The sequence below is a fragment of the Pontibacter sp. YIM B11418 genome (genome assembly GCF_059278805.1).
Genome location: NZ_JCAEMH010000006.1, coordinates 17731 through 30366 on the forward strand (window position 1 = coordinate 17731; position 12636 = coordinate 30366).

A 12636-nucleotide genomic window follows, 5' to 3' on the forward strand; every position below is an offset into this window, starting at 1 on the left:
AGGTAAATTATACCTGCCGCAGGCGGGGCTTACATTTAAAGCTAAGTTGTAGCGACCAAGGCATCCTGGGTGCGCAGCCTCTGAAGGGCTGCCTCAACTGCTGGCAGACTCTCGAGCAATTGCTCAAAGCTGTGGATGCAGAAGTACTGGCTCTGGAAAGTCTCTTTTATATAAGCCGTGTCCAGAATGTGGTTCACATCAAAATCAAGCTTCACGCTTTCATCCGATACAGACAGGTTGCTCTCGCCTACAGACGAAAGGATGCCGGCCCCGTAAATCTGCGCCTTCTGGCCCGGCTTACGGAACAAGCCGAACTCAATGGTATACCAGTAGATGCGCGTGAGGCGGTCAATGATATCTGGACGGTCGAGGTGGGTGAGGGCTAGCTCGGAAAGTTTGGCCAAAAACTCGCAGTACACCGGAATGGTGAGCAGCGGTACGTGGCCAAATACGTCATGGAACATATCGGGCTCCTCGAGGTAATCAAGCTGGTCCATGCGGCGCACCCAAACCGTGGCCGGAAAGCGCTTACTGGCGATCAACTGAAAGAACAGGGCATCGTCGACAATGCCGGGCGCTGCCACCACTTCAAACCCTGTCAGTGGCTTGAGTTTTTGATTGATTTCGTTGAAATCAGGTATACGGTCGCGGCTGAAACCGACTTTATCAAGCCCCTCCATAAACTCAGGTATAGCTTTGCCGGGAAGATTGTGCAACTGGCGGTCGTAGAGGATGGCCCATACCTGGTGGTTCTCGGAGGTGTAGCTGCTGTAGTTCTGTGTCAGGTTCATGGCTGTCATATGGTTTGATTTTAAATTTTTGGAATAGGTATAAATGAAAAAAGCAGAGCTTTCGCTCTGCTTCAGTTTTATCAGTTCAGGTATGCCAGTTGGCTTTTTTCCTGTTTAGGTGCGGTTTATGAGTCGCCTGATTGCCTGAGAGAGCGCAGTAGAGCAGTGGTAATAATAACCGTAGCAATAATAGGCGGCACGATAGCAATCAGCGGAAACAGCATGCAGCAGCGCAGTGCCGAGTGGCAAAGGCAATGAGAGGGTCGCTATGGCTGCTGGTGTATGCATTTATCTTTTGATGGTTGCAATTAGAGTATTCTTGAGCGTAAACGCAAATTATTCTGCCGGGTTTATTGAATTTTTGAGATCACCCCGGCGGCTTGCCTGAACTTTTGCGGGATGCGTATACCTAGGTATAGGATTTTATGTTCTTTTATTTGTGTCAGGTATGGACGCACTCCCGGCATTTTTGAAGCGATGGCAGGCAGGTTGGCAGCAGATGTTGCTGATCTTGTCTGGTACGGCGCTGCTCTGTTCCTGTGCCGCATCCGGCGCGGGGGGAGGGGCCGGTGGGCTACGCTCCGAGAATGTGATCATCCTGGTGATCGACGGGGTGCGCTATTCTGAGACCTGGGGAGCCGTGCCGGGCCTTATACCGAACATGTCGCAAAAGATGGTGCCGCAGGGTACCTTTTGCAACAACTTCCGGAACGAAGGATACACCTACACCAACTCCGGCCATACCGCCATCACGACAGGTATAAACCAGCCCATCGATAACTACGGCGCCGAACTTCCCGCTAATCCCTCCCTGTTCCAGGTATGGCTCAAGCAGACGGGCAAACCCGCCACTGCAGCCTGGATCGTTTCAAGCAAAGACAAGCTGGATATTTTGGGCAACACCCTGAACCCCGACTGGCACAACCAGGCACTGCCCTCGCTCAACTGTGGCGTCAGCGGACCTGGCAGTGGCTACCGTGCCGACTCCCTGACTTTGATTGAGGTGCTGAAGGTGCTAAAAACCAATCGGCCCAATCTGATGCTGATCAACTTTATGGAGCCCGATGGCTATGCCCATGCCGGCAACTGGGAGCACTACCTGCGCGGTATTTCCCGCGGCGACCGCTATGCGAAGCAACTGTGGGACTTCCTCCAGAAAGACAAACATTACCGCAAAAAAACGACCCTGCTCATTACCACAGACCACGGCCGTCATCTGGATACGGTGGATGGCGGCTTCGTAGACCACGGGGATGATTGTGAGGGCTGCCGACGCATTTACTTACTGGCGCTTGGACCTGACTTCCGGAAGGGCGGATTTGTGGAGACCAAGTATACGCTGGTGGATATTTCGGCCACAGTGGCCCCGATGATAGGTATAGCCTTCCCGCAATCGGAAGGTATGGTCATGAAAGAACTGTTTACGCGTCGCAGTTTGCGCAGACTGCCAGTGGCCACCGTGCCTGTTCCCTGATGGCTATACAAGACTAAACTGGTTATAGCTTTTATCTGATTTGTGTTGCTACGGGCTGCATCGTTTATTCTCCTGTTCAATGGCAGCTTCCCGAAATTTTGAAGAGTTTAGGTATAAGCTATACCTGCTGGTGTGGGCTGTCGTGCTGTGTCTGCCGTTGCAGGGTATGGCACAAGTATACTCAACCAAAAATCCGGGTATAGCAGATCAGCAACACGAACAAGCGGCGAAACCAAAAGACATTTTTTCGGAGGATTCGCTACTCAAATTTACGCTCGTAGTGAATTACCAGAAGTTGCTGAAAGACCGTGGTGAGGAAAGAAAGTATCATACAGCCACCCTTTCGTACACTAATACGACGGGTGCTGTGGTGAAGGTACCGCTTAAGGTGATGGTGCGGGGCAACCGCCGCCGCGATGCCAGTGTTTGTCGATTCCCCCCGCTCATGCTCAACCTGATCCGCAAGCAAATGCCAAAGGGTTCTATCTTCGAAGGGCAGAACAAGTTAAAACTGGTGACGCACTGCATCGACGACGATTATGTGATCAAGGAGTACCTCGTCTACAAGGTATACAACATTCTGGCGGAGGAGAGTTTTCGGGTGCGCTTGTGCCAGGTGACCTATCAAGACAGTACCGGACGACGGAAAGAGGAAGTGCGCTATGCCTTTCTGATAGAAGATGACAAAGCCATGGCCAAACGTACTCGCCTGAAGCTTATACCTGGTAAGAGGATCATCGGGATGGCCCACATGGAGCAGAAAGGCATGGCCCGGCTGGCGCTCTTTCAGTACATGATCGGCAACACTGACTGGTCGGTGCCCTACCGCCACAACATCGAGCTACTAGCGCCTGACTCCCTCTCCGCACCCATTCCCGTGCCTTTCGACTTCGACTACGCAGGTATAGTAGGCGCCCCTTATGCTTCACCGCCGCCTGAGCTGGGTATAAAGTCAACAAAGCAGCGCCTGTACCGGGCGTACGAATTTCCAGAGAACATGCATCGGGAAATGGTCAATACCTTTAATTCCTACCGCACCCCGATTTACGCGGTATACAGGCAGTGTGAGCCTTTGAGCAAGTCAGGTTTGCGGCAATCGCTCAGTTACCTGGATAGTTTTTACGAGATCATCAACCACCCGCGCAAGTTCGAGCGGGAAATCGTGAAGGTGGGGGAGCGCAACCAGAAAGCGTACGTAACGGTGAGAGGCCTGAAATGAAATCGCCGAAACAGACAAGCTGCTTCGGCGATTTTAAGGTATAGCAATGATGCGAATTACATGATTTCAGACAGTTCGAGCCAGCGCATTTCTTTTTCCTCCAGTTGCTCGTTCAACTGCTCCAGTTCTTTGGCCCAGGCGTTCAACTGCCCATGGTCAGTGGTGGTACCAGCGTTCATGGTCTCTATCAGTTCTGTTCTGCGGGACTCCAAGCGAGGCATTTCCTTTTCCAACTCTTCAAATTCCTTTTTCTCCTGGTAAGTCGGTTTGCGCTTGCCTTCTGGCTTCTCCTGTTTCTGCTCGATAACGGGAGCTGCTGGTTTTGTCTCCTGCACCACTTTTTCCTGCTCTTTCAGCCATTCGCGGTAGTCGGTGTAGTTGCCCGGGAAGTTGCGGATCTTGCCTTCTCCCTCGAACACAAACAGGTGCTCCACCAGGCGGTCCATGAAATAACGGTCGTGCGACACCATCAGCAGACAGCCGCCGAAGTTGAGCAGGAAGTCCTCCAGAATGTTGAGTGTGATGATGTCGAGGTCGTTGGTAGGCTCGTCGAGAATCAGGAAGTTAGGGTTCTTGATCAGCACGCGCAGCAACTGCAGACGACGCTTTTCGCCACCGCTCAGTTTGCTCACAAAGGTATACTGCTGTGCCGGCGGAAACTGGAAATGCTGCAAAAACTGACTCGCTGTGATCACTTCGCCATTGGCCATCTCCACCACTTCAGCAATTTCCTTCACGATATCGATCACGCGCTGGTCTTCCTTAAAAGTCAGCTCGTCCTGGGTATAGTAACCAAATACGGTGGTCTGGCCGGCGTCGATGGTGCCGCTGTCGGGTTGCAGTTTGCCGGTGAGCATGTTCAGGAATGTAGACTTGCCGGCACCGTTTGGGCCTACGACACCAATGCGGTCTTTCTTCTTAAACACATAGGAGAAATCGTCTACGATCTTCTTATCGCCAAAAGACTTCGAGATATGGTCTACTTCAATGATCTTCCCGCCCTGTCGGGTGGTCTTCACGGAGAGCTCTAGTTGTGGACCACTCACTTTCTTTGCTGCTTTTTCTTTCAGTTCCTCAAAGGCATCTACTCTATACTTGGCTTTGGTGCCACGGGCCTTAGGCTGCCGACGGATCCAGTCAAGCTCTTTGCGCATCAGGTTACGCGCCTTCTCGGTTTCCGCTGCGACCATTTCCTCGCGGGAGGCTTTTTTCCCCACAAAATAACTGTAGTTGCCTTTGTAGGTATAGAGTTCGCCGTTGTCGAGTTCAGCGATTTCGTTGGCCACTTTGTCGAGGAAGTAACGGTCGTGCGTAACCATCAGCAGGGTGGTGTTTTGGGTAGAGAGCAAGCCCTCGAGCCACTCAATGGTATCCAGGTCCAGGTGGTTGGTAGGCTCGTCGAGAATCAGCATACTCGGCTCTTCGATCAGCACGCGTGCCATAGCCACACGCTTACGCTGTCCGCCTGAAAGGTGCTTGATTTGCTTCTCCAGGTCGTGTATACCTAGTTTGGAGAGGATCTGCTTTACTTTGATCTCGAAATCCCAGGCCTGCAGTTCGTCCATGCGCTCCATCAGGTGCTGCATGACTTCCGCGCTGGTGTCAGGGTGGGAAATGGCCACCTCGTAGTCGCGTATGGTATCGAGCACTTCGCCTTGTCCGCCAAAAATGGTCTGCTGTACAGTTAGCTCTTCGTCGAACTCCGGGTTCTGGCCCAAAAAGCCGATAGTGACTTCTTTGCGCACGCTCACGCTTCCTTCGTCGGGAGGCAATTTGCCTGCCAGCACATTCAGCAGGGTGGTTTTGCCAGAGCCGTTCACGCCCACAAGCGCTACTCGCTGCCCCTGGCTAATGCCAAAGTTCAGGTTTTTGAAAAGCCAGCGTTCGCCAAAGCTTTTCGATATATTATCTGCGGATAGGTAATTCATAAGGCAAATTTAGGCATTTCTGTGCTATGCAACAGGCAAAATAAAACAGGCCGACCTGGTATAGTCAGCCTGTTGGTTTACACATGGTTTATGTGGCTTATTTTAAAGGATCTTCGTGCGCTACATGGGTCTTGTACGCTCTGCTTGGCGTACGATGCGTTGTCAACGAAGCCAGCATCGAGAACACACCGAAAATCAGGTGCGGTTCATATACCCGGTCAGCGAACCCGAACAGCCAGGGCGATAGGGCTAAGATGACACCTATACCAAAGTCCATCATCAGGTGGGACTGCATCGGGATCTTTCTCACCAGTCCCATTTCAAAATCTGTGAAGATCGTTTGTAGGAGCACAATCGCACCGATGATAACGGGTACCCAGGTCTCGGCACCACCGGCGGCAAAGTCAAACAGCCAGGGCGATGCAATAAGCAGGATACCGTATAAATAGTCCAATATTCCGTGAAAACGGGTTGGGATAAAACGCATTATTACCTCCTTTCTTATTGTTTTACAAGGTATAATATACGTTTCAGTAAAAGCAGTGTTTGATATATAGTAGAGAAATAGTTCAATTTACTGATCTGTCATCACCAAGGTACGGGCCACATAATCGTGCAGTGCCTGCCTGCGACGCTGGAACTGAATGAGCACAAAGCCCAGCAACAGGGGTAGTGCTGAAAGGATGCGGGAAAAATAGCGCACATTCGCCTGCAGAAGCGTAATGCGCTTGCCACGCAAGTCAGTCACTTTGAGCCCTAAGGTATACTTGCCGATCGTTGCCTGCTTTGGAGACGCCTCCAGCAAGGTATAGTAGAGCCAGTGCAGCACCGGGAAGTAGAGGCTGTAAAAGAACAGCTGCAGCACCGCCTCGAACTCCAGTAAGCTGACGCCCCCGTCAAAAACCACCTGCTTCCATGTATTAAATTGCAGCGAATACTCGGCCATAGAATAAATTATGATCGAATACCAGAACACTAGTATGGTCGTATCGATGAGGAACGCCACAAAGCGACTCATAAAACTACCATACAGGGGAGCGCGTTTCACCACAGGTGAAGCGGAAGACATGATGAATGCAGAGTCAGTTATAGCTGTTGGCATAAGGGTTAGGCTAAAAGGTGGATAATCTGCTTTATCCGCTCAGTTGATAAAGCCAACGTGGAGATATGTTCAGCTACTTTAGAACTAAAATAGCAACTCTCTTTAAGTAAAGTACTTAAATATAAGCAACTAAAGTTTATTTACAAAATATATTGTAAAAATAATATTTAACGTTTTTATTGAGTATGTCAGGTTGTTTCTTAACTCAATTATAAGTTTGAAAAATTCAATGTGAAATACATATTGAGTGAATGATCTTAAAACGATGGTGAACAACTTATTTTGCCGGTTTTAGCATAACTTAGCACCGTATGGGAGATAGAATAAACGCATACCCGATCGGGGTCTTTGACAGTGGTATAGGCGGGCTTACGGTAGCGCAGGCGATCGTGGCCGAACTGCCGCGGGAGAGGCTGGTATACTTTGGCGACACGGCGCACTTACCCTACGGCGATAAGTCAACAGCTGCAATCCAGGCCTATGCCGTCAAAATATGTGATCTGCTGCTCCGGCAGCACTGCAAAGTGATTTTGATTGCGTGCAACTCGGCTTCAGCGGCTGCTTACGAGCTGGTGAAGGAATACGTAGGCAGCAAGGCACGCGTGCTAAACGTGATAGATCCGGTGGTAGAGCATATCGGCAAGACTTACGCGGGCAAGACCATAGGTCTTATCGGCACGAAGCAAACCGTCAACTCGAATGTATACCTCAAAAAGGTTGATGCGCTGGATCTGAATATTACGCTGAAGTCACACGCTACGCCGCTGCTCGCTGCTATGATTGAAGAAGGCTTTTTCAACGATTCTATCTCTGAGAATGTGATTCATACCTACCTGTCAGCTCCGGAACTGCAAGGTATAGAGGCGCTTATTTTAGGATGTACCCATTACCCACTTATCAAAAAACAGATTGCAAACTACTACCAAGGCAAAGTGGATGTGCTCGACGCCAGCCAGATCGTAGCGAAACACGTCCGCAGGTTTCTGGAAGCCAATGATCTGGTGTCCGAGGAGCTGCTCGGCGATCATGCTTTCTATGTGTCGGATTTCACCAGGTCGTTCGAAGAAAGCACCCGCATTTTCTTTAAGCGAAAAGTGCACCTGGAGCATTATCCGCTGTGGGAGTAGGGAAGTTTAGGGATTGGGGATTTTAAGAGTTAGAGAGTTGTGATGGAGTGACTTTATACCTTAATGTCGATCGAGACTGTACCCAATTGCCATCATGCAGGTAAATTTCCTTTTAGAAGCGCCATTTCATCCTGAGAAATCACGCTCAAACTCACTGTTATTCTGTAAAGAAACTTGTCTGATGGGAGGTTAAGCCTATGCTATTTACTACCAAGCTCCCTTCAGGATGACAAAAAAGATAGAACGAAATGAACCTGCTTCTCAGAGGTGTAGGGGTGGGTTAATCGAGCGCCCAACAATTTAACCACTCAACAATTCAACCATCAATCCCAAATCCCATTCTTCCAGAAATCCCGTAAAAAGTGTACCTTTATACTGCAACCGAGAAAATCTTATGAAAAAGCGATATTTGACCGTAGGGGACTTTAAGCGAAATGCCTTTATTGTGGCCGCTGCCGCTACGATGGGGTTGACCAGCTGCGACTCCAACACACAGAAGAACGACGAATGGAATGCCGGTACTGAAGTGCCAGCGCCAGATGGTGTCGTAACAGAGCTGACTGAAGAAGCGCCAGACCAGTGGAAGATCACCGACGAGCGTACCACGGCGCCCGGCCACAGCATGGCTATCCTGAAGTACAACGACGGCCGTGTGGACACGCTGCAGGGTTTGGCGCTTGAAAATCAGATGAAAGACCTGGCTAACAACCAGCAGCAGTACAACCAAGGGAGTGGTTTTGGAATGGGCAATGTGTTGTGGTGGAGCGCGATGGGCTATATGGCCGGTCGCATGATGTCACCGAGACCTGCCTACTATGCTAACCCCGGCGTGATGAACAACACCGCCGCCTGGCGCCAGAACGTGCAGACGTACCGTCAGCAGTCTACAGCGCCGCGCACAGGCCAGCGTGGCTACTTCCGTGGACGCAGCAGCGGAGCGGGCGCTTAAACTGACCAAAGCAAGCATAGACTTCTCTTAGGGAATCATCATACAGGTATAGCTTTATACATCGTGCAGGCTGTCCCTTACTCTGAAGGTATCAGTATGAGCCGCTTTGCTTGTGCTGATACCTTCTTTTGTGTTTCAATCTATTAGATCAAAGCATTTCATGTCAGAAAATTCGAAGACGAGCATACAGATAAAAGCCCATAAAGGGGATGTGGAGAAGGCCGTACGCGGACTGGGCTGGGAGTGGTGCGTGGAAGACGGATGCGCCAATTACGTGCCTGGCGAAGCGGTGGTCATCACAGAGGACGAGGCCGAAGAATTGCTCGATGCCGCCAGCTCACTCCATAACATGATGGTACAGGCGATCCCGAAAGATCTTCCGGATGCTTTCCTGAAAGTGCTGGGTATACCGGAGAATTTGTGGCAACTGGTGCGCCTGTCCTGGAACGACGATCGTCAGGTGCATCTGTATGGACGATTTGACCTGGCTATGACGCCGGAAGGCCCCAAAATGCTGGAATTTAACGCCGATACTGCCACCTCTATACCTGAAACGGCTGTGGTGCAATGGGCCAGTCTGGCCGCTGCCGGAAAAAATGATGCGCTGCAATATTCAGGTCTGTACGAAGCCCTGGTGGAGCAACTCAAGGTATGGCGCGAGCGCAACGAGGATTTAGCGCCGGCCTTGCTGGTTACTTATATAGGAGCCAGTGCCGAGGACGAAGCCAACTGCTCCGTTATCACACAGGCTGCTAACGAAGCCGGTTTTGAGGCTCACTTATGCCCGATCGAGGATGTGACTTTCACAGCGGAAGGTGAGGAAAAAGGCGTATGGGCGCAGATAGAGCAAGATCAATGGCGACACTTCCCGTTTCTGTTCAAGCTTCTGCCCTGGGAGGAGATTGCCTGGGAAGAACCTGAGCTTCTGAAGACCCTTACCTTGCTTGCCCGTTCCCGCACCATCACGATTGCCAACCCCGCCTATACCTTGTTGTTTCAGAGCAAAGGCATGCTGGCCTGGCTATGGAAAGCGTTCCCGTACCACCCGCTCTTGCTGGAGGCAGACATTGAGCCGCTGACGGGTAAGTACATCAAAAAGCCGTACTTCGGTCGTGAAGGGCAGAGTGTGGAAGTCGTAGACCGTGGGCGCGTGACCAAAGTGCGGGGCGAATATGATCAGCAGCAACAGGTATACCAGCGCTGGTGCGAACTGCCCGAAGACAGCAAAGGATATCAGTACCAGGCCGGTGTATTCTGGTCCGGTGAAGGAGCCGCCATCGGTTTCCGCCGCGAAAAGGGCATTATTACCAACCTTTCGCAGTTTGTGCCACATCTGGTAGAAGGTTAATATTTCTTAAAATTTAAAAGGTATAGCAATGTCAATAGACTCAGAAGAGGATCTGGAAGGTATAAAAAAGGTGAGTAAAGCGGTGGCTCTTACCTTGAAGCAAATGCGCGAGTATGCCAAACCAGGTATGACGACGAAGGAACTGGACGACTTCGGCTATCAGATATTGCAGTCCTATAAGGCGCAGTCGGCACCGAAAGTCACCTATGATTTTCCCGGCTATACCTGCATCAGCATCAACAACGAAGCGGCGCACGGTATACCGTCCGAAAAAACAGTGCTCAAAGATGGCGACCTGGTAAACATTGATGTATCTGCTGAGCTTGATGGCTATTATGCTGACAATGGCGGTTCTTTTATCCTGGGAGAAGACATCAACGGCTTGGGTAAATTAGTGGACACATCACTTACTGCGCTGTACAAGGCGCTGAAGGAAATAAAAGGTGGCAAAAAAATAGCTGAGATTGGCCGTATTATAGAGACAGAAGCAAAGAAAAATGGCTTTAAAGTGATCAAGAACCTGGTTGGCCATGGCGTGGGACGCAGTCTGCACGAAGAACCGCACGAAATTGCCTGCTTCTATGACAAGTACGAGACACGCAGGTTCCGTAAAAACACCGTGGTAGCCGTAGAAACCTTTATCTCGACCAAAGGAAGTTATGTGCACGAGAAAGGCGACGGTTGGACACTATTGGCTGATTCGGGTGCTTACGTAGCACAACACGAGCACACGATCCTGATCACAGACGGAGAGCCGATCATTCTGACAGCCGCTAATGGCATTTAACTGAGTGGTGTGCTTGGCACATTAACACATTAAAAACTACCTTTGCGCGTTCCTAAACCCTAACTGCTTATGCTCGCCTTTCTGCTGACACTTATGCTCCTGCTGGGTATCGTCATTGTGCTGGCGTACGCAGAGCGCAAGGTGGCTGCTTTTATGCAAGACCGCATGGGGCCAACCGAGGCTGGTCCTTATGGTTCGCTGCAGTCGGTGCTGGACGTGCTGAAGCTGTTACAGAAAGAGGATATTGTGCCCGCAGCAGCCGATAAGAAACTGTTTAAGCTGGCTCCGATCCTGATATTCGCTGCCGTTTTTGCAGGCTTTGCTGTCATACCTTTCACCCCGGATCTTATACCTGCAGGTATAGGCATCGGCGTTTTTTACCTGCTTGCTATCATCTCACTTGACGTGGTGGGTTTGCTTATGGCCGGCTGGGGCTCTAACAACAAGTACGCTATGCTGGGTGCCATGCGCTCCGTGGCTCAGATTGTGTCGTATGAAATACCAGCCGGATTGGCTATTCTTTCTGTTGTGATGATCTGCCAATCACTTGATTTTCAGGAAATAAGCTACCAGCAAGGTGTCCTGCTGAACCGTTTCCCCGGACTTGAGTTCGAAGCGAACTGGCTCTTTGGCATCGAAGCTTTAGGTATAAATACTACTAACATCGGCGGTATCACGACCTGGAACATTTTCAGGGCTCCAATTTTACTGGTAGCATTTGTGATCTATTTCATCGCATCATTGGCTGAGAGTAATCGTGCGCCGTTTGATATACCAGAGGCAGAATCTGAACTGGTCGCGGGTTTTCACGTGGAGTACTCAGGTTTCCGGTTTGCAGTCCTGTTTCTGGCGGAGTATAGTATGATGGTGTTGGTGAGTCTGGTGGCAGTCATTCTCTTTCTGGGGAGCTGGAACACGCCTCTGCCAAACCTGACCGCGCTGAAGTTTGCTAACTGGACAACCGGCACGGTAGGGGAGTTGTCAGGTATACTATGGGGTGGCTTCTGGCTGCTCAGCAAAACCTTTGTGTTGCTTTTCCTGCAGTTGCAAATCCGTTGGACCTATCCGCGCTTGCGTGTAGACCAGCTCATGCACCTGTGCTGGAAAGTGCTGACGCCTGTAGCTTTAGGCATCGTGTTGCTGGCTGGCATCTGGCGGCTGTTGATGGTGTAAGTTTATAAATTAAAGAGTTTAGGAATTTAAAGTATTGGGTAACTTCCGTTACTGCTTGGAAAGGGTAGAGGTTGGTTTTCAACTTCAGCCCGTATATCTAAAATATGGAAAGATCGTCTGTTACACGTAAAACCGGTTTCTGGGAGGTGGTGAAGTCGCTGCTGAGCGGCTTGCGACTGACCTGGCGGCATTTCCGGAATGCGGACAAGCGGCGTGCGCCTGTGCCGGTAATGGACGATAATTACTTCAATCAGCCCGAGGGACTGGTTACACTTACCTATCCTTATGAGGCTATACCTGTTCCGGAGAACGGCCGTTACCGTCTGCACAACGAGATCGACGATTGCATTGTATGTGACCTTTGTGCTAAGATCTGTCCTGTAAACTGTATCACTATTGAATCGGTGAAGGCCACAGAGGAAATCGGGATGACGTCTGACGGCACCAAAAAACGCCTCTACGCACCTATTTTTGATATTGATATGGCCAAGTGTTGCTACTGCGGCCTTTGCACTACCGTCTGCCCAACCGATTGCCTGACCATGACGCCTGTGTATGATTTCGCTGAAGTGGATATCAAAAATATGATCTACCACTTTACGGATCTCACACCCGAGCAGGCAGAAGAGAAAAAGCAGCTATTGGCCAAACAACAGGAAGAAATGGCCGCCGCCAAAGCAGCTGCACTGGCAGCGAGGAAGCAACAAAACTAATTGAAAGTTTACTGTTAACTGATCA

General features: G+C 50.4%; 13 protein-coding genes. 8 read left to right on the plus strand and 5 right to left on the minus strand.

What is annotated here, in order from left to right; translation table 11 throughout:
* Positions 1-41: 41 nt before the first annotated feature.
* Together AC4QZR_RS15065 and AC4QZR_RS15070 are read right to left on the minus strand one after the other, a co-directional pair.
* Positions 42-800 (minus strand): phenylalanine 4-monooxygenase, encoded by a 759-nt coding sequence (locus AC4QZR_RS15065; protein WP_494481667.1) that lies wholly within the window; start codon positions 798-800, stop codon positions 42-44.
* 105 nt (positions 801-905) lie between these two features.
* Entirely contained in the window at positions 906-1079 is a 174-nt protein-coding gene (locus tag AC4QZR_RS15070; RefSeq protein ID WP_494481668.1) for a hypothetical protein, read from the minus strand.
* Between the two features lie 160 nt (positions 1080-1239).
* Between AC4QZR_RS15070 and AC4QZR_RS15075 the strand changes: the two genes are divergently transcribed.
* The gene (locus AC4QZR_RS15075) at positions 1240-2265 is read left to right on the plus strand and encodes an alkaline phosphatase family protein (protein WP_494481669.1); all 1026 of its coding nucleotides are present in this window, start codon (positions 1240-1242) and stop codon (positions 2263-2265) included.
* A gap of 79 nt (positions 2266-2344) precedes the next feature.
* The gene (locus AC4QZR_RS15080; RefSeq protein ID WP_494481670.1) at positions 2345-3484 is read left to right on the plus strand and encodes a hypothetical protein; all 1140 of its coding nucleotides are present in this window, start codon (positions 2345-2347) and stop codon (positions 3482-3484) included.
* A 56-nt stretch (positions 3485-3540) separates the two neighbouring features.
* On the opposite strand, the gene AC4QZR_RS15085 is transcribed toward AC4QZR_RS15080, so the two are convergent.
* The 3 genes from AC4QZR_RS15085 to AC4QZR_RS15095 all read right to left on the minus strand — a co-directional run bounded on the left by AC4QZR_RS15085 (position 3541) and on the right by AC4QZR_RS15095 (position 6514).
* Entirely contained in the window at positions 3541-5412 is a 1872-nt protein-coding gene (locus AC4QZR_RS15085) for an ABC-F family ATP-binding cassette domain-containing protein (RefSeq protein ID WP_494481671.1), read from the minus strand.
* A 97-nt stretch (positions 5413-5509) separates the two neighbouring features.
* Entirely contained in the window at positions 5510-5866 is a 357-nt protein-coding gene (locus AC4QZR_RS15090; protein WP_494481672.1) for an SPW repeat protein, read from the minus strand.
* A gap of 120 nt (positions 5867-5986) precedes the next feature.
* A complete protein-coding gene (locus tag AC4QZR_RS15095; RefSeq protein WP_494481673.1) occupies positions 5987-6514 on the minus strand; it encodes an RDD family protein in 528 nt (175 codons plus the stop codon).
* 311 nt (positions 6515-6825) lie between these two features.
* Between AC4QZR_RS15095 and murI the strand changes: the two genes are divergently transcribed.
* From murI to AC4QZR_RS15125, 6 genes are all read left to right on the plus strand, one after another.
* Entirely contained in the window at positions 6826-7641 is an 816-nt protein-coding gene (gene murI, locus AC4QZR_RS15100; RefSeq protein WP_494481674.1) for a glutamate racemase, read from the plus strand.
* Between the two features lie 394 nt (positions 7642-8035).
* Positions 8036-8590, plus strand: coding sequence for a Cj0371 family chemotaxis-regulating polar lipoprotein (locus AC4QZR_RS15105; protein WP_494481675.1), 555 nt, complete (start codon positions 8036-8038; stop codon positions 8588-8590).
* 160 nt (positions 8591-8750) lie between these two features.
* Positions 8751-9938 (plus strand): glutathionylspermidine synthase family protein, encoded by a 1188-nt coding sequence (locus AC4QZR_RS15110; protein WP_494481676.1) that lies wholly within the window; start codon positions 8751-8753, stop codon positions 9936-9938.
* 28 nt (positions 9939-9966) lie between these two features.
* A complete protein-coding gene (gene map / locus AC4QZR_RS15115; RefSeq protein ID WP_494481677.1) occupies positions 9967-10725 on the plus strand; it encodes a type I methionyl aminopeptidase in 759 nt (252 codons plus the stop codon).
* A 69-nt stretch (positions 10726-10794) separates the two neighbouring features.
* The gene (locus AC4QZR_RS15120) at positions 10795-11898 is read left to right on the plus strand and encodes a complex I subunit 1/NuoH family protein (protein ID WP_494481678.1); all 1104 of its coding nucleotides are present in this window, start codon (positions 10795-10797) and stop codon (positions 11896-11898) included.
* Positions 11899-12002: 104 nt separating this feature from the next.
* Positions 12003-12611: a NuoI/complex I 23 kDa subunit family protein gene (locus tag AC4QZR_RS15125; RefSeq protein ID WP_494481679.1), complete on the plus strand. Its 609-nt coding sequence runs from the start codon at positions 12003-12005 to the stop codon at positions 12609-12611.
* The last annotated feature ends 25 nt before the right edge of the window (positions 12612-12636 follow it).